This is a genomic window from Rhizobium sp. Root1212 (genome assembly GCF_001424985.1).
Taxonomy (GTDB): Bacteria; Pseudomonadota; Alphaproteobacteria; order Rhizobiales; family Rhizobiaceae; genus Pararhizobium.
On the sequence record NZ_LMDA01000006.1, the window covers coordinates 62,269 to 79,512 of the forward strand.

The 17,244-nt window shown below is 62.6% G+C and carries 19 protein-coding genes and 1 pseudogene; 2 read left to right on the plus strand and 18 right to left on the minus strand.

Going from position 1 to position 17,244, the window contains the following annotated elements:
- The first annotated feature begins 116 nt into the window (after window positions 1–116).
- Window positions 117–794: an SDR family NAD(P)-dependent oxidoreductase gene (locus ASC86_RS09655; protein WP_244477573.1), complete on the plus strand. Its 678-nt coding sequence runs from the start codon at window positions 117–119 to the stop codon at window positions 792–794.
- A gap of 364 nt (window positions 795–1,158) precedes the next feature.
- Here the strand turns inward: ASC86_RS09655 and ASC86_RS09660 are convergent, their stop codons facing one another.
- The 10 genes from ASC86_RS09660 to ASC86_RS09705 form a co-directional block, all read right to left on the minus strand.
- Window positions 1,159–2,064, minus strand: a complete 906-nt coding sequence (locus ASC86_RS09660; RefSeq protein ID WP_056319788.1) for a homocysteine S-methyltransferase family protein — start codon at window positions 2,062–2,064, stop codon at window positions 1,159–1,161.
- A gap of 20 nt (window positions 2,065–2,084) precedes the next feature.
- Window positions 2,085–2,528: an Lrp/AsnC family transcriptional regulator gene (locus tag ASC86_RS09665; RefSeq protein WP_056319789.1), complete on the minus strand. Its 444-nt coding sequence runs from the start codon at window positions 2,526–2,528 to the stop codon at window positions 2,085–2,087.
- Window positions 2,525–3,319 (minus strand): phosphotransferase, encoded by a 795-nt coding sequence (locus ASC86_RS09670; protein WP_056319792.1) that lies wholly within the window; start codon window positions 3,317–3,319, stop codon window positions 2,525–2,527. Before ASC86_RS09670 ends, ASC86_RS09665 begins: the two co-directional genes overlap by 4 nt.
- Window positions 3,320–3,330: 11 nt before the next feature.
- The gene (locus ASC86_RS09675; protein WP_056319795.1) at window positions 3,331–4,557 is read right to left on the minus strand and encodes an aminotransferase class V-fold PLP-dependent enzyme; all 1,227 of its coding nucleotides are present in this window, start codon (window positions 4,555–4,557) and stop codon (window positions 3,331–3,333) included.
- Between the two features lie 204 nt (window positions 4,558–4,761).
- Complete coding sequence (locus ASC86_RS09680; protein ID WP_056319798.1) at window positions 4,762–5,451, minus strand: ABC transporter permease; 690 nt, start codon at window positions 5,449–5,451, stop codon at window positions 4,762–4,764.
- Window positions 5,452–5,460: 9 nt separating this feature from the next.
- Window positions 5,461–6,183, minus strand: coding sequence for an ABC transporter permease subunit (locus ASC86_RS09685; protein WP_056319800.1), 723 nt, complete (start codon window positions 6,181–6,183; stop codon window positions 5,461–5,463).
- Between the two features lie 95 nt (window positions 6,184–6,278).
- Complete coding sequence (locus ASC86_RS09690; RefSeq protein WP_056319890.1) at window positions 6,279–7,052, minus strand: transporter substrate-binding domain-containing protein; 774 nt, start codon at window positions 7,050–7,052, stop codon at window positions 6,279–6,281.
- Window positions 7,053–7,089: 37 nt separating this feature from the next.
- Complete coding sequence (locus tag ASC86_RS09695; RefSeq protein WP_056319893.1) at window positions 7,090–7,869, minus strand: ABC transporter ATP-binding protein; 780 nt, start codon at window positions 7,867–7,869, stop codon at window positions 7,090–7,092.
- 132 nt (window positions 7,870–8,001) lie between these two features.
- Window positions 8,002–9,411 (minus strand): aldehyde dehydrogenase family protein, encoded by a 1,410-nt coding sequence (locus tag ASC86_RS09700; protein WP_056319803.1) that lies wholly within the window; start codon window positions 9,409–9,411, stop codon window positions 8,002–8,004.
- Window positions 9,408–10,472, minus strand: coding sequence for a homoserine dehydrogenase (locus ASC86_RS09705; protein ID WP_056319807.1), 1,065 nt, complete (start codon window positions 10,470–10,472; stop codon window positions 9,408–9,410). The genes ASC86_RS09700 and ASC86_RS09705 overlap by 4 nt, the downstream gene beginning before the upstream one ends.
- Before the next feature lie 229 nt (window positions 10,473–10,701).
- On the opposite strand from ASC86_RS09705, the gene ASC86_RS09710 reads away from it, so the two are divergent.
- Window positions 10,702–11,184 carry an Lrp/AsnC family transcriptional regulator gene (locus ASC86_RS09710; RefSeq protein ID WP_056319808.1) on the plus strand — a complete coding sequence of 161 codons (483 nt, stop codon included), beginning with the start codon at window positions 10,702–10,704 and terminating at the stop codon, window positions 11,182–11,184.
- Window positions 11,185–11,286: 102 nt separating this feature from the next.
- Here the strand turns inward: ASC86_RS09710 and ASC86_RS25660 are convergent, their stop codons facing one another.
- The 8 genes and pseudogenes from ASC86_RS25660 to ASC86_RS09740 form a co-directional block, all read right to left on the minus strand.
- Window positions 11,287–11,463, minus strand: coding sequence for a type II toxin-antitoxin system RelE/ParE family toxin (locus tag ASC86_RS25660; protein WP_156386973.1), 177 nt, complete (start codon window positions 11,461–11,463; stop codon window positions 11,287–11,289).
- Window positions 11,463–11,717 carry a type II toxin-antitoxin system ParD family antitoxin gene (locus tag ASC86_RS09715; RefSeq protein ID WP_056319811.1) on the minus strand — a complete coding sequence of 85 codons (255 nt, stop codon included), beginning with the start codon at window positions 11,715–11,717 and terminating at the stop codon, window positions 11,463–11,465. The genes ASC86_RS25660 and ASC86_RS09715 overlap by 1 nt, the downstream gene beginning before the upstream one ends.
- 37 nt (window positions 11,718–11,754) lie before the next feature.
- Complete coding sequence (gene cls, locus ASC86_RS09720; RefSeq protein ID WP_056319814.1) at window positions 11,755–13,185, minus strand: cardiolipin synthase; 1,431 nt, start codon at window positions 13,183–13,185, stop codon at window positions 11,755–11,757.
- A 49-nt stretch (window positions 13,186–13,234) separates the two neighbouring features.
- Window positions 13,235–13,834: a Maf family protein gene (locus ASC86_RS09725; RefSeq protein ID WP_056319816.1), complete on the minus strand. Its 600-nt coding sequence runs from the start codon at window positions 13,832–13,834 to the stop codon at window positions 13,235–13,237.
- Between the two features lie 41 nt (window positions 13,835–13,875).
- Window positions 13,876–14,085 (minus strand): DUF2945 domain-containing protein, encoded by a 210-nt coding sequence (locus ASC86_RS26555; protein WP_244477575.1) that lies wholly within the window; start codon window positions 14,083–14,085, stop codon window positions 13,876–13,878.
- A 36-nt stretch (window positions 14,086–14,121) separates the two neighbouring features.
- Window positions 14,122–15,366: pseudogene (locus ASC86_RS09730) on the minus strand (NAD(P)/FAD-dependent oxidoreductase); the annotation flags it as partial.
- Between the two features lie 23 nt (window positions 15,367–15,389).
- A complete protein-coding gene (locus tag ASC86_RS09735) occupies window positions 15,390–16,202 on the minus strand; it encodes a family 1 encapsulin nanocompartment shell protein (RefSeq protein WP_056319819.1) in 813 nt (270 codons plus the stop codon).
- Window positions 16,195–17,241 carry a Dyp-type peroxidase gene (locus tag ASC86_RS09740; RefSeq protein ID WP_200943794.1) on the minus strand — a complete coding sequence of 349 codons (1,047 nt, stop codon included), beginning with the start codon at window positions 17,239–17,241 and terminating at the stop codon, window positions 16,195–16,197. Before ASC86_RS09740 ends, ASC86_RS09735 begins: the two co-directional genes overlap by 8 nt.
- Window positions 17,242–17,244: the final 3 nt, after the last annotated feature.

Genomic DNA, 17,244 nt, shown 5'->3' on the forward strand with positions numbered 1-17,244 from the left:
TTTCAAGATTACGACCAAGACCAAATAACACGATGGCGTTTCGCGCCCTATGCAATGGCTCGACTATGCGACATCGCTGGGTGCTGCGATATCCTGTTTGAATTGGGAACTGTCTATTGAAAGCGCTTGTTATCGGATCATCTGGCGGCATCGGCCGCGCACTTGAAGCTCGTTTGCGGGCTGAACCCCGATTTGACGCTGTCGCGACTCTCTCGCGAAGCGAGGATGGTTTCGACATCTGTGACGAGACGTCTATCGCCGACGCCGCCAGTAACTTGCGGATCAGGTACGGGGCGTTCGACTTGATTATCAACGCGACTGGAGCGCTGGTAATCAATGGCAACGTACCTGAGAAGACAATCAAGGCGCTGAGTATCGACGCGATGATGGCGCAGTTTCGTGTCAACGCCATAGGCCCAGCGCTTCTGCTAAAACATTTCCACCCGCTTATGCCCCGTGAGATGCGGAGTGTGTTCGCATCCTTATCAGCGCGCGTCGGCTCTATCGGCGACAACCGGTTGGGCGGGTGGGTGTCCTACCGAGCCGCCAAGGCGGCCCAAAATCAGATCATTAAGACGGCAGCTCTTGAGATCGCTCGGACGCATCCGGAAGCGATCGTGGTGACACTTCATCCGGGAACCGTCGCGACGCGATTGTCGCAACCGTATTCAAGTGGTCACCAAACCGTAACCCCGGATCATGCGGCGGGCAGACTTCTGGATGTCATCGCGAACCTTAGCCCTTCACAATCGGGCGGGTTCTTTTCCTATAGTGGCCAACCTATCGATTGGTAATTTCACACGTAAAGCAGGCGCCGCCGGGAACCAAAGCGATGGGCGCTCGAGCGGTCCGCGGTCAAGGGTCCATCTCGATGACATCACCGTCCGCGGGATAGCCTGAGTTTGCTCTTGATGGGATGTGAACCCTAAAATCGGCCGCGAACACCTCCTGCAGGCTCATGGGGCGTGACGTCCAGAGCCTCCGGTAACCCTTTGTTAACTATTTTCCCGACTTGGCGGAGACTATTGATTCTAAACGGTATTGATCGTCATCGACCTGTGTGCAGGCCCTCCTGTGACGGATGGGATTCGGTCTTGATATGATGCGAACGAGCGACGCGATTGGATATGCATTTGAGCGCTACCTCGCTTTGACGAATCAACCCTGTAACAATCGCCGCCTCAACCGATGTATGTGCGACGCCCCCACGCCGCAGCAGCCGCCGATCATCGAGGCACCGCTTTCGACCCAGTCACAGGCGAAGCCCGCATAGCGATCATCCGTGAGGTCACCGCGAACCTCGTGGAGCGATTCGTTCGCCGCCCCCTCTTCGTCCGTTGTGAACGCATTGGCATAGACACCGATCGCGACGGCGCGGCCACAATCGGCAAGAACGGCGGCGGCGACGGCCACCGCCTGCCGCATGACCTCGGGGCGACTGCAATTGAAGAGCAGCGCCGAGGCGCCGGAGCCGGCTATCCATCGCGCGGCCTCCTCGACGCTTTCACCGGAGCGCAAGGCCGGCGACTTCGCCTCGGCCCCAGGCTCGTCGTGCAGCGTGAAGGAAATCCAGAACGGTTTTCCCGTTCCGGCAACAGCGTGTTGAACGGCTTCGGCCTCCGCGATCAGGCTGAGCGTTTCCCCCAGAAACACATCCACATAGGGATGTAGCTCCTCCACGAGCACGGCGAGATAGTCCTGCACCCGATCGGGCTGGAACAATTCCGGTTCGTAGGAGCCGAAGATCGGCGGAAGCGAACCGGCGACACGAACCGTACCCTCGCCCGCGGCATCAGCCGCCTCGCGCGCTAGTCGCCCGGCGAGGGCAATCAGCCTTCGGCCCTCCTCGCGAAAGCGGTCCTCGCCGATATGAAACGGCACCAGCGCATAACTGTTCGTCGTAACGACATCGGCGCCGGCGGTTATGAATTCCTCATGTACGCGCCGGACGATGTCGGGACTTTCCATCAGGGCGAGCGCCGACCATTCCGGCTGCCGCAGTTCGGCGCCGAGACGCACCAGTTCACGGCTCATGCCGCCATCGAGTATTGTGACTGAGGTCATTGCTTTCTTCTCCCAATAATTCAGCGTTTGATCATCGATGACAGAGCAAAGGCCGTCACCGTATCGCGCACGCCGGATACAGCCGAAATCGCCTGCCAGATTTCCCGGATACGATCGGCAGTACCGGCTTCCACCCGCACGACAAGGTCGAATTCGCCACTCATCACGTCGCAGGAAACGACTTCGGGAATGCTTTTCAACGCCTGGATCACATCGCCGCCGCGCATCCGGTCGTGCCGATAGACGAACATCATCGCCACCATGGTGGCCCCGCCGCCTCTCCCGTCACCGGTGACGATGGTATAGGCCTGGATGACGCCGCTGCGCTCGAGCCGCTCGATGCGCTGGCGCACGGCGTTGCGGGAAAGGTTTATCTTCTCGGCAAGCTCGGCATGGGGAATGCGCGCGTTGCGCGCCAGTTCCGACAGTATGCGATCGTCCGCCCGGTCGAGAAGGCGCTTCATGAAGCTCCACCCTCCAGAAGCGCCCGCGCAGAGAGGTGGGCGCGCACCGCATTCACCTCGACCTCCGCACTTCGGTCAACCTGCGCCAGTGACGCGGCAGTCGCCGCCATGACGAAAGCAGGTAGTGAGCGACGTTCCAACGCCAGAAGCGGCCGCACCTCTTCATAGCCCGTGAGCAAGGCGCGAGACAGCTCGGCAACCAACATTCCGTCCTCCCGAGCCGTCCAGCCAACAAGGAGGTCCGCCAGTTCGGCCACGAGCACGTCGTCATGACGCAGACGGAAATTGATGATTCCGCTGACGGCCTCGCCAACGAAAAAAACATTGTCGCGGCCAAGCGCCCCATGCACGGCCCCTGTGGGCAGAAGCGAACCGCGCCCCTTTGCGCGTCGCGCAAGCGTATGATGCAGGAGCGCGGTGGTCGCGCCCAACGAGCGGCATTTCTCCGCCGTCACCTCACCGGCGCAAGACCCCGGCAGGAAGCCGACAACCGCGGCGAGCTTACCGGAAACATCGATCGTGGCGGCACCCGTTTCAGTGCGGCAGGTGCTGGGGCAAGGCACGCCAGCCGCCGCCAGCGTCTCCATGGTCCGAAATGCCTGTTCAAGGTCATCCGGCCCCGCCCCTGTTTCGAAAAGCGTCACGATGAATTCACCGCGTTCCGCGCGGAACAGGAAGGTGGTTTCAGCGTCGCCGTCGGCGATACCGATCACCGACGTCAAGGCGCCGAGCCTGAAGGCATCAGCGATTTCCGCGCAATCGTTTTCGGAAAGATCGGTGAACACCGCCATGCAGCACCCTTTCAACCGGAAAGGGCTTGATCGAGATCGCCGATAAGGTCGCCGGCCGCCTCAAGGCCGATCGACAGGCGGAAGACCCCATCTCCGGCGAAGCGGCGGTAGTCTTCCAGTGCCGCGCCTTCAAGCTGATAGGTCGAAGACATCATTTCCTTCGTATCGAGCAAGACGACAATGGATCGTTGATGGCCGAGCGAGAAGGCATAGTGGGCGATGCGAAGCCGTTCCGAAAGCTGTTGCGCCATTCGCGCAGGGTCAGCCACCTGGAAGGCGATTATGCCGCCGAACACGTCCATCTGCCGTCTGGCCAGATCATGCTGGGGATGGGAGGCAAGGCCGGGATAGGTGACGGCCTTGACCGACGGATGGTCCTGCAGGAAAGCGGCGACCTGGCCGGCCGCCTGCGAGATGGTCCGGATGCGCGGGTAAAGCGTGTCCACGCCGCGCATGATGAGCCAGGCATTCATGGCCGGCATCGCCGCGCCGAGATAGACGCCCGCCCGCGATCGAATCTTCTCGATCAGATCCTTGCGGCCGCACACCACACCGCCCAGCGCATCGCCATGGCCGTTTATGAACTTCGTCAGCGAATGGATGACGAGATCCACCCCGAGGGCGAGCGGCCGGGTTGCGACGGGTGTCGCAAGCGTCGAATCCACCGACATCAGCGCGCCGTGCCGTTTGGCGAGTGCCGCCATGGCCGCGAGATCGGTCAGCCGCAGGATCGGATTGCATGGGCTTTCGCAATGGACCAGCCTTGTGTTCGGCCGGAAGGCGGCGGCCACGTCCTGCGGACGCGACATGTTCACGGGCGTCACCTCGATTCCATAGTCCGGCAGAATTCGGCGCGCGAGCTCGTTTGCGCCGGCATAGCAGACATCGCTGAGGATCAGGTGATCGCCCTGCTTCAGGATCGTCAGAAACGTTGCCGCAATCGCTGCAACACCCGTCGCGGTGGCAAGCGCGTCGTCGGCGCCCTCCAGAGCGGCGAGCCGCTGCTCCAATTGGCGAACGGTCGGATTCGTCCAGCGCGCATAAAGATAGGGGAGTGCGGTCAGGTCATCGACACCGTCGGCGGAAAAGGCGCCGTCGCCGGGGGAAAGCAGATTGTTGACCGACATGGAAATGTTCGGCGCAATCGCCTTCGTCGAGGGATCGATGACGAGGCCGGCGGAAAGAGACAGCGTCTCCGGCGCCGGTATCCTGCATTCTGTTTTTTCCGTTGTGCGCATCGTTACCGTCACCGGGCGTCTCCCTGCCATGTCTGCATCATTCTAGTCGACCATTGGTGGCTTGGGCCGCACGGTTGGGCGCAAAGCCGCGGAAATGCCGCAGATAACGCCGTAAGGCGCGGGCGAAGCGTGCGTCATGTCAGAACCCCAGCGTGGCGTAATGCGGCATCGATTTCAGCCTCGACGGCAGAAGAAGAGGCGCGATCAGCGCCGGATGGGCACCTGCTGCTCGACGAGACGGAAAGCGCGCGTGATGAGGAGGGTGAGGCAGATATAGAAGACGGTCACGACCATCAGCGGTTCGTAAACGAGAAGCGTGTTCTGCCGGATCTTGTACGCAACGGCGTAGAGATCCATCACCGTGACGGTGAAGGCGAGTGGCGTCGCTTTCAGCTGAAGAACGACCTCGCCGCCGATCGTGGGCAGCGCGATGCGGATCGCCCGCGGCAGCCAGATCCGGCGAAGCAGCGTTAAGGGGCGCATGCCGAAAGCCCGACCGGCTTCGAGTTCTCCCTTCGGCACGGCGAGCAGCGCGCCTCGCAGAACCTCAGCCTCGTAGGCCGCATAGTTGAGCGTGAAGCTCACCGCCGCGAAGAAGAACCCCTCGCGCACGATGGGCCACAGTATGCTTTCCCGCAGGCCTGGGATCATCGGCAGGAACGAACCCACGCCGTAATAGAACAGCCAGAGCTGGATGAGCAGCGGCGTACCCCGGAACGCCGTGCAATAGCCTTTGGCGAGCCAGCGCAGCCAGCGTGGGCCGATCACCTGCGCAAGCGCCAGGCCGATGGCAAGGAGAAAGCCGAACCCGACGGAGATGGCGAGCAGCAGTACGGTCTGCACGGCGCCGGCGACGATCAGCGGCCAATAGGCTGAAATCCACGAGAAATCCATTATCGCCTCCTATGCCGAAACGGGCTGGCCGCGCCGGAAATGGCGTTCCAGTCCGGTAAACAGGAGGTTGGAGAGGAGAGTTATCGCGAGATAGAGCAGCGCCGCGGCAAAGAAGAAGAGGAAATAGTGCTTGGTGTTGCCCGCGGCCAGCCGCGTGGCCAAGGCAAGCTCCTGATAGCCGACGACGGCGATCAGCGCGCTGTCCTTCGTGACGGACATCCAGAGATTGGCCATGCCCGGCAGGGCATTCGGCATCAGGGCCGGCAGCACGACGCGTCGAAACCGCAGCCATGGCCGCATTCCGAACGCGCTGGCCGCCTCGATCTGGCCGATGGGAATGGCGAGGATCGCGCCGCGCAGGACCTCGGTCATGTAGGCGCCCTGCACGATTCCGAGCACCATGACCGCTGCCAGGAAGCCGTTGATCTCGATCGACGGCAGGCCGATCGCGGTAAGCAGCCGGTTGATCCCGTCCGTTCCGGCATAATAGAGGCCGATGATCAGGATCAGTTCGGGAATGGCGCGCACGGCGGTCGTATAGATATCAAGCAGCGCGACGACGGGACGGCTTCCCTTCAGCTTGCCCGTTGCGCCGAGAAGTCCGATGCCGATGCCGAGCAGATAGGCGCCAAGCGAAATCAGCACGGTCGAGACAGCCCCGGTGAGGAGCACGCCACCCCAACCGGGCGGCGTGGGAGCCAGAAGCTCCCATATGGATAGACTAGGCGACATGGGTGGTGGCTCCCCGGCAATCGATCGGATTGCCCCGGCACAGGAAATGGACGGCGGACGGAACGAGGGCGCGTTTACGCGCCCTCATCATGGCCTCACTCGCCGTAGGGGTCGAAGTCGAAATATTTCTTCGAGATTTCGGCGTATTTGCCGCTCGCGCGCACGGCGGCAATGGCGGCGTTCAGCTTGCCGAGAAGTTCCGTATCCTCTTTGCGAAGTCCGCCGCCGATGCCCTGGCCCAGCACTGCCGGGTCATCCTTAACGTTGCCCTTGTCCTCGCAGCAGCCCTTGCCGAAATCCGATTGCAGGAAGGTCATGAGCGGGATGGAATCGCCAAAGACATAGTCGACACGTCCGACCGCAAGGTCCTGGAATGCCTCGTCGAGGGTCGCATAGGTTTTCTCGGACGCAACGCCGGCATAATGTTTCTTGTAATATTCGGTCTGGATCGTGGAGACCTGGATGCCGATGGTTTTGCCCGACACGTCCTCAGGCGCGGTTCCGGTCTTGCCGTCCTGCCCGCCGATCAGCTTGCTCGGTGTGTTGTAGTATTTGTCTGTAAAGGCGATGGACTTCTTGCGCTCGTCGGTGATCGACATGGAGGACCAGATCACATCGAACTTCTTCGATTGCAGCGCCGGGATGAGCCCGTCCCACGACATATCGACGATGGAGCACGTCTCCTTCATTTCCGCGCAGACGGCACCCATCAGTTCGATTTCCCAGCCGATCCATGTCCCGCTGGCGTCCTTGGTGAAGAACGGCGGATAGGCTTCGTTCATGACCCCGAAACGCACTTCGGCATTGGCCGCGGTCGTTGCACAGGCGAGAGCGACGGCTCCCGCCGCAATACGGATTGCTGCTTTCATTTCATTCCCCTTCTTTGTGGCTTGGAGCATTTGGCGTTCAATGACGGGACGACGCGGTGAATTCCCGGCAACGGGCGCTCACCGGCGCGCCGAAGACCTGCGCGGGCGCACCCTCTTCCTCGACGCGCCCCTGATGGAGGAACATCACATGGCTGGAGACGTCCCGGGCGAACTTCATCTCATGGGTGACGAGAAGCATGGTGCGTCCCTCCTCGGCAAGGTCGCGGATCACCTTCAGCACCTCGCCCACCAGTTCCGGGTCGAGCGCCGAGGTCGGTTCGTCGAAGAGCATCACCGCCGGATCGACGCACAGCGCGCGCGCAATGGCGGCACGCTGCTGCTGGCCGCCGGACATGAAGGCCGGATAGGCATGGCGCTTCTCGAAAAGGCCGACCTTGTGCAACAGGACCTCGGCCTTCTCGACAGCCTCCCCGCGCTTGACGCCGAGCACATGAACCGGCGCTTCGATGACGTTCTCCAGCACGGTCATGTGCGCCCAGAGGTTGAAGCTCTGAAAGACCATGCCGAGCCCCGTGCGGACACGCTCGATCTGGCGCCAGTTCGCCGGATGCGCGCGCCCATCCCGTCCGGTGCGAAGCTGGATCTCCTCGCCATTGACGAGGAACCGGCCTTTGTCTGGAATTTCCAGGAAGTTTATGCAGCGCAGGAAGGTACTCTTGCCCGAACCGGACGAGCCTATCAGCGAGATGACATCGCCTTTGTTTGCGGAAAGGGAGATCCCCTTCAGCACCTCGTGAATTCCGTAGCTCTTGTGCACGTCTTCCACCCGCAACGCACAAGGCTTGTCGATGGCCATCAGCTTCATTCCCCGCGCTTGTCCGGCTTTCAGGCCAGAGTGTACCGACACCGGGCGCGGCTCATCCGCGCTATTTAAAGTCAAAAAGGGTTATTGCCGCTCTTTTTGGGTAAAAATCGTGGAAAACCCGCATCAAGTCCGATTAATGCAGACGACCTTTGGCTGGGTCATGTCTTCATAGGCGAACCGCACGCCTTCGCGCCCCATGCTGCCATGCTTGAAACCGCCGAACGGCATGGCATCGAAGCGGTAGTCGGAGGAATCGTTGATCATGACGCCGCCGGCCTCGATGCCATCCGCCGCGGCAAGCGCATGAGCAAGGTTGCCGGTAAAAATGCCGGCATGCAGGCTGTAGTCAGGCTCGTTGGCCATGCCTATCGCCTCGTCAAGTGTCTCAAACCGCTCAAGAACCACGACGGGAGCGAAGACCTCTTCGCGCCAAAGCCGGTCATCTCGCGGAACCGCTTCAAGGATCGTAGGATGGTAGAGCGCGCCGGCGCGCCAATGCCCGCATAAAATCCGCGCGCCGCGTGCATGCGCGGCATCGACGGCGGCCTCTGCCTTTTCCGCAGCGGATACGGAAATCATCGGGCCGACATCCGTGCCTTCGAGTTCAGGGTCGCCTGCGCGAAGTTTTTTCGTTCCTGCGACGAAAGCGTCCCGGAACCGATCGTAGCAGCCTGCCTGGACGAGGATACGTTGCGTGCCGATGCAATTCTGGCCCGCGGCCCAATAGGCGCCTGAGATACAGGCCGCCACGGCCTTGTCGAGATCGCAGTCCGCCATGACGATGACCGGCGCGTTACCGCCGAGGTCCATTGCCAGTTTCTTGAGGCCCGCAGCGCGCGTGATCGCCTCGCCCGTCGCAAAACCGCCGGTAAATGAAACCATCCGTACCGGGCGGGCCGAGACGATCGCATGGCCGAGATCCGCACCGCCGACAGCGACGGTTATCACGCTTTCCGGCAAACCCGCCGCGATGAGCGTCTCGACCAGCTTCAAGGCCGAGAACGGAGCAAGCTCGGACGGCTTGAGAAGCACGGCATTGCCGCCGGCAATCGCCGGGCCGAGCTTGTGCGCCACGAGATTCAAGGGGTCGTTGTAAGGTGTTATCGCCGCGATGATGCCGAGGGGTTCTCGCGTGAACCAGCCTTGGCGCGCCTCAGAGCCGGCATAGGCGTCGAAGGGTACGATCTCGCCTGCGTTACGCCGCGCCTCGTCTGCGGAAAGCTTCAACGTGTTGATGCAGCGTAGCGTTTCCTTACGCGCCTGGGCGATCGTCTTGCCGGCTTCACGCACGATGGTGCGGGCGAAATCCTCGCAAGTCGCGTCGATCTGCTGCGCGGCCGTCTCAAGTATTGTCGCCCTGCGATGGCGCGGCAGGGACCGCGCCGCCGCCGCCCCGTCGCGAGCGCGCGCCAGAAGGACATCAATCGCATCGGCGGGCGTAACCGCGACGCGACCGACCAGAGACCCGTCATAGGGATTGAAAACCCCGAGTTCCTTGACGTCTCCGACCTCACGTCTCATCGCGGCGGTCATTCGGCGGCTTCCTTGTTCTGGCGAGACGATGCGGCACGATGGATGGCGATGATGTCGGAAAGCAGCGCATAAGCGGTTTCGATGCGGCCGGCGCCTGGCCCCGTTACGGTGACGGCGCCGAGCATTTCCGTCATGAAGGAGATAGCGTTTGTCACGCCGTTTATGCCCGCGAGAGGATGGTCCAGCGCCAGCCGGCGCGGGGTGACGGATGCCTTGATTCGTCCGTCCTCGCCGCGAACGGCGCTGCCGATCAGTTTCCAGCGCGTGCCTTCGCCGGCGGCAGCGGCAATGTCTTCCGGCCCGAGCGCCGATATGCCCTTGCAGGCCACGTCCACCGGCGCAAGGCTTGCGCCCAGCAACTGGTTCGCAAGGATGACGACCTTCAAGCGGACGTCGTGTCCCTCAACATCGGCAGTGGGGTCCGCCTCCGCATAACCGAGGGCTTGCGCTTCAGCGACCGCGTCCTGAAAGCCGAGCCCATTCTCCATGCGACCGAGCACGAAGTTGGAGGTTCCGTTGAGAATGCCCTCGAAGCCATTGAGCCCCGCACCGGCGAGCGTCGTCTCCGCCATCCGCAGAACGGGCGTACCGCTCATCACCGCGCCCTCATATTCAAACCGGAGGTTCCGGCGCCGGGCCAGAGCCTCAAGTTCCCTTGCGGCGAGCGCAACCGGCCCTTTGTTCGTCGTGACGACATGCCGGCCATTTTCCAGCGCCCAGCGGCAATGCGAAATCGCGGGCTCGCCTGTTGTCGGGTTCGTGAAGGTGGCCTCGACGATGATGTCTGCCGGTGCCTGCCGGATAACCCTCTCGCTATCGGCTTCGGCCGATCCGCCAGACAAGCGCGAAAAGCCGCCCTTATCGAATTGCGTCTCGATCAGCATCCGCGCGTCGATGCCGTTTGCCGAGATGACGGAGCCGAGATGGAGATCCGTCACCGCCACGATATTGAGGCCGAAGCCAAGCTCCGTCTGCCAGCGTTCGTTACGCTCGGCGATCAGCTGGGCCAGCGCGCGGTTGACCCCGCCGAAGCCGATGAGAGCGATGTTGTATTGCGCCATGTCCTTTTCCCATCTTGTGCGATAGAGGAAGCTTGGACGGGCGGAATGGCAGCCGGAAGCGAACGAAACGGCCAAAACTCTGGCCGTTTCGCAATCCAGCGGGACGAATGCGCAGTTTCCGTATAAAATCGGCCGATCGTGAGGCTTTTCGGCACCAGATCACCCACTAAGGCTGCTTGACAGCGCGAAGAAGCGATATCATGCAGGAATACGCCGCAAGGAGTGAACGATGGAAGCGATTGACGATTTCGACCGCAAGATCCTGAGCATCGTTCAGGTCGATTGCCAGATGAAGGCGGAAGCAATCGGCGACCGCGTCGGCCTTTCGGCGTCCGCCGTCCAGCGGCGGCTGAAAAGAATGCGCGAAACCGGCATCATCACCGCCGAGATCGCACTCGTGGACCGCAAGGTTGCCGGAAACCCGATGACATTCATCACCGGCATGGAAATCGAGCGGGAGAACTACGACGCGCTATCGCGGTTTCGCGCATGGCTGGCAAAGCAGGAGCACATTCAGCAGGTTTACTATGTAACCGGCGCGGTGGACCTCGTCGCAATCATCACCGCACGGGATGTCGGTCACTATGACGAGATAGCTGCCCATCTGATGTCGGAAAACCCGCAAATCAAGCGCATGCATACCAATGTCGTCCTCAAGGAGATCAAGCTTGGAATGTTTGTCCCTATTTCGGACCAGGATGCCGGGTCTTGATAGGATCTGAACTGCCGACCGTTAAGTCCTGCATGCGATTGGCTGACACAGGTATGTATTTCCGACGGAACGGAAAATTGTTTCCGAGGAATTGCCCCCTCATCAGACAACTGGCTGGAGATTACTGATCTGCGGCCATCCTCGAAGTGCTATGAGTTCGAGCACGGTAAAGATCTCATCGCGATATCGTTGGGCGACCAGGAATCCGAAGGCGCGGACGCCTTGTTCGGCGATCGAGACGATATCCTCTTCTGCTTCGACAGAAGGGCTAAATTGCATTAGTCGTGTCCGCGAGGGCTCTCGGCTCGCGCAACGGCTGCGGCGAACAACTCATCCTTCGAACGGGTTCCAACGCCACTTCCGATCCCGTCATCGACGAACCGTTGCATCTCAGCAATCTTGTCGGTGCGGACCTGGTCTCTGCGGATAAGATCCCTAACGTAATCACTTAGGTTTGAATATCGACCAGACTTGGCTTTTGCCTCGACCCAGTCTTTCATCGGGTCCGGCAGGGATACATTCATCGTCGCCATTCGAGTCTCCTTGTCGCCTCGGAATACGTGGCGAACGCTACAAAACCGGCCCGACGATGGCGAGAGCGTTGTTCCACAGGCGCCGCCCAATAGTCCATGCATCGACCTCCTCCGGCAAAATCCGTCGGCATCGCGCGAGATAGGTCTCCTGCCGAGCGCGGAGAGCGGCGGTCAGGTCAGCGTCCTCGACGAGAATGTTGTTTTCGTAATTGAGGTCGAAGCTGCGTCGGTCCATGTTCGCCGAGCCGATCAGCGTGATTTGGCCGTCCATGGTGAGGGTTTTGGCGTGCAGCAGCCCCGCTTCGTATTCGAAGATTTTCACGCCCGCGCGAAGGAGATCGGCGTAATAACTTCGGCTCGCCGCTGCGACGGCGAAATCGTCGTTGCGTGCGGGAAAGACGATTGTGGTGTCGACGCCCCTGTTGGCACAGGCACAGAGCGCGGCTTGCAGGGAAGCATCCGGCACATAATAGGGCGTCGTGACGAAGAGTGAGCGCGTCGCCGCATAGATGAGGGTCTCGAACATTTCCGGCATGGCGGAGTTGCGGAACGTCGGCCCCGTGGCGATCACCTGGGCGGTGAAGCCGGGCTGTACGGCCTCCATCGGCTGGCGTAGCAGATCACTGATATCGCTGCCGCCATTGCCCATCCAGTCACTTGCGAACAGATGCTGGTTCTGGCGCACCACCGGCCCCTCGAAGCGCATCAGCACATCGACCCACGGCGCGAATTTCGCCTTGGGCAGGAATTCCGGATCGGCGCAGTTCTGACTGCCGCAATAGGTAATGCGGTTGTCAATGACGGCGATCTTGCGATGGTTGCGAAGGTCGATGCGGCCGGTCATCGCGCGCAGGAACGGGTTGCCGATCACCAATGCCCGGCGGACCTCCACGCCGGCCGCCGCCATGTCCTGCCAGAGCGGGCCGCGCACGAGATCGCGCGAGCCGAGATCGTCAACGAGAACCCGGCAGGCGACACCTCGCCGCGCCGCGCGCTGCACCGCTTCGCCGACCTTGGTGCCGTTGCCATCGGCAAGCCAGATATAGAAAAGCAGGTGGACGTGCTCCGTCGCCGCATCGATATCCGCCGCCATCGCATCGATGGCAGCGTTCGAATTCTCCATCAGGCGAGCGTTGTTACCGCCGATGGGGTGGTAGAAGCTGATCGATCGCCCTACGGCGAACAGCGCCTCATGTGCCTCCGCTTTCAACGGCGGGAGCGGCCATCCCGCCGCCTCTTGCGGGGTCGGCAAGTCGTGGAAGGCCCCTTTCAGACGACCCACCCTCCGCCGCCCGACATTCGTCTGTCCAAGGAAGAGATAGGCAAGCGCACCGGCATAGGGCAGCGCCATGACCATCACGAGCCAAGCCGCTCGCGATTCCGGCTGCCGATGCGGGCGCAGGAGGATATGCGCGGCGGCGACGCCCACGACGAGGATATGCAGAACAATGAAGATCACGACGGCCATGTGATTTCCTCTTCAGTCGCTCACGCAAGGCATCGGCACGCCGGCGGCCTCAAAAATCGATGGCGCCGATCCGGCGCAGTTCCGCCAGCAAAGGCAGCATCGGCACTCCGGCTGCAGTGAAAGCGTCGCCCTCGATCGCCTCGACGAGCTGGAGCCCAGCACCGTCGATTCGGCAGATGTTCGCGGTTTGCAGACCGTGCACGCCGATCGCGGCCACGTAGCGGCCGATGAAACCCGGATCGAGCTTCAGCATGGCGATGCCAGCGACATCGGTCCGGCGCCAGAAAACCTCGCCGTCACGCGCCAGCGCGGCGGCGACTGTGACGTGGTGCGTCTTGCCCGACAGAAGGAGAAGGCGGCGCCGGGCCTCCTCCATGTCGGCAGGTGCATGCAGGATCTCGTCGCCCAGAGAACAAACCTGCTCGCAGCCGAGAAAAAGCAGGCCGGGATAGCGCCCGCTCACCTCCGTCGCCTTGGCCTCCGCGAGAACGAGGGCGAAATCCTCCGGGGATGCGCCCGTCTCTTCGAGCGGCTCCTCCAGGGCACGATCGTCGAGATCGGCGGCCATCACCTCGACGGTGATCCCGGCATTGCCGAGCAAGCGCCTGGCGGCGGAGTTTTCCGATGCAAGGAAAATGGGCTTCTTCATTCCGTCCCTCCCGTTTGATGTTCCTGCCGGCTAGCCGGCGGTCACGCGTGATTGAGAGCACCGCCTTTGTGGGCAGCGATGTGATCGGTGTTGTCGCTCTTGATTTCGTATTGAGGGTCGTCCGGTGACGCGTGGTGGGTATGGCCCTTGTAATCGAAGTCGCGGGTGTGGATGGCGACGATGGTGCCCGAGACATGGCCGGCTTCCGAATTCCACGTGACGTGATCGCCAATGGCAAAATGCCTGCTCATTCCGGTCTCCTTTGCGGGTTTTTCAGCCCTCGCTCCCGTGATCAGGCGGGCGCTGCGCTGGCCGGTCGAGTAGATCCACAGCCAGCTGAGCGCAACGGCGAGGCGATTGCGCAGACCGATCAGGAAGTAGACATGGGCGATGCCCCAGGTCCACCAGGCAAGCCGGCCCTTCAGTTTGATCCAGCCGAGATCGACGATGGCGGCCCGCTTGCCGATGGTCGCGAGATTGCCGTCGTTGCGGTAGGTGAAGGGCCCCGGCAGTGGATCGCGCTCATGGCGGGCTCGGATGACGCCGGCCACGTAGCGGCCTTCCTGCTTTGCCGCGGGCGCGATGCCCGGCACCGTCCTGCCCTCCCCTATCGCAACATGGGCCGTATCCCCGATCGCGAAGATATCCGGAAAGCCGGGAACGGAAAGATCCGGCGCGACGATGACCCGCCCTGCCCGGTCGGCCGGCACCTTCAGCCACTCAGCCGCCGGCGAGGCGGCAACACCCGCTGCCCAAAGGATCGTCGCCGCGGGCAAAAACTCGCCGCCAAGTTCGATACCTTCGGCGCTGCATTGCGAGACCGCATGACCGGTGCGCACCTCGACGCCGAGGCGGGCAAGCGCCTGCTGAGCATAGGCGGAAAGATCCTCGGTGAAAGCAGAGAGGATGCGCGGACCTGCCTCGACAAGCACCACACGGGCCTCGCGCGTATCTATGTTGCGGAAATCCCGCCGTAGAGTCGCATGGGCCAGTTCTGCGATGGTGCCGGCAAGCTCCACGCCGGTCGGGCCGGCGCCGATAATGGCGAAGGTCAGCAGGCGCCGGCGCTCCGTGTCGTCGGTCTGCCACTCCGCCCGCTCGAAAGCGGCAAGGATGCGTCGGCGGATCGTCGTCGCATCCTCCAGTGTTTTCAGCCCCGGCGCGTGAGGCTCCCATTCGTCATGGCCGAAATAGGCATGGCGCGCACCCGTGGCGAGGATCAATGTGTCATAGGACACCCGCCGCCCGTCCTCGATCAGCACGGCTTTTCCGATCGTATCGACGCCGATGACCGCGCCGAGCAGCGTCGTCGCATTCTGATGGCGGCTGAGGAGCGACCGGATCGGCCAGGCGATTTCCGAAAGGGCGAGCGACGCCGTCGCCGCCTGGTAGAGCAAAGGCTGGAAGAGGTGATGATTGCGCCGGTCGAGCACCGTAATGCGGAACGGGCCTGCCGCCAGATGGCGGGCCGCCTCCAGTCCGCCAAAGCCGCCGCCGACGATGACGACGTGATGCGCGTCCATTTCCGCCATCCCGGCTCTCCCGCTGTTTCAGATCACGTTTGAGGCTGCTCCGGCGCAAGTACCACGGCCGCCTCCGTCGTCAGCGTGCGGAAGGTGACGCTTACCTCCACGTAGAGATCGACGGTCGTGGCGGAATGGCTGAGATAGCCGATGGAAAAATCCTGCCCGACGGTCAGCTCGAAATCTCCCCCACGCAGCGACAGGACAAGGCCGCCCTCGATGGCCGGCGCCCAGATGATGCCCCCGTCGACGATCCGCTCGATATGGTGGAAAACGGGATAGCCGTCGTCGCTGCCGCCGCTGGCCGCCGTATAAGCATCGCCCCCAAGAACGAGTGCATAGGGACCTTCGACACCGGCAAGGCGAAGCTGGCCGACCGCCCGCGCCACCGCATCCGAATACCGCTTCACACTGGCCGGCAGCGGCACGGCGGGATTGCTCGCCTCCACGCGGATGCCCCCGATGCCGGCCGCCGCATAGCCGTCGAACACGGCGCGGTCCTCGGCGAAGGCGATCTTGCGCATCGCTTCCTTGACCGGCGACCAGTCACTGTCGAGCGCCCCGCGCTCCACATCGTCGATGGCGCTGCGCGAAAGTTGGAAGGGCACGCGCAGCTCGACGAGCGGCTTTGCCTCGCGGGTGACGGACTGAATGCCCTCCGCAGGCGGCGTGATGGGCGCGACATGGCCCGTGCCGACCGCCGCAAGGCCAAGGCCGGACGGGCCGACCATGTCGACGACACGCCGGGCCGCAAGGTGACGCTTCAGCGTGCGTGCCGCCTCCTCCTCGATTTCCGCCCAGGCCGCCTCGGAAATGGGTGCGAGTTTACGATGCAGGTTATTCATGGGAAGCCTCTTTCCTGAGAGAGCCGATGCCGAGCGATCCGCCGGGCTGCGATGGCGGTGGTTCGGTTGCCGGCAGTGTCGCCGCCGCAGGCACGGCATCGGGCGTCACCGCATCGAGGAACGAGGCCGGGGGAACGAAGAACAGCGTGCCGGTCACGGCGCGGCTGAAATCGAGCAGCCGGTCGTAATTGCCCGGCGGCAGGCCGATGAACATGTTCTCCAGCATGCGCTCGATGCGATGCGGTGAACGCGCGTAGCCAATGAAATAGGTGCCGAACTCGCCCTTGCCGACATCACCGAAGGGCATGTTGTCGCGAAGAATCTCCAGCGGTACGCCGTTCTCCTCGATGGAGGTAAGGACATTGTGGGCATAGCTCGGCTTGGCCACGTCGTCGAGTTCGATGTCGGAGAGCTTCTCGCGGCCGATGATCCGTTCCTGCTCGGCGACCGGCACGCGGTTCCAGGCCGGAAGATCGTGCAGGTACTTCTGCACGATGACATAGCTGCCGCCGGCAAAATCCGGGTCCTCCGTGCCGATGATCGTCGCCGCGACGGCGGCTGCATCGACCGGATTCTCCGTACCGTCGACGAAGCCGATCAGGTCGCGGTCGTCGAAATAGGTGAAGCCGTGCACCTCGTCGACGACCTCGACTACGCCGTCCAGCCGCTTCATGATCTGCGCCGCCAGCTCGAAACAGAGATCCATGCGCGTGGCGCGGATGTGGAACAGCAGGTCGCCGGGCGTCGAGACCGCGTGATGGCTGCCGCGGATCTCGCGGAACGGGTGCAGATCCCTGGGGCGCGGCGCACCGAAGAGCCGGTCCCAGGCCTCCGAGCCGATGCCCATCACGCAGGAAAGACCGCCTTCGAGATCGCGGAAGCCGACGGCGCGCAGCAGGCCGGAAAGGTTGGCGGAGAGCTTGCGCACCGCCGCTTCGGCCTCGCGGCCCGACGCAAGCGTCGCCACGAGGAAAATAGCGGCTCGCGTCAACCGGGTCGCGACCGGCTGGGGAACCACCGAGGGCACTGTTGCATCCATATT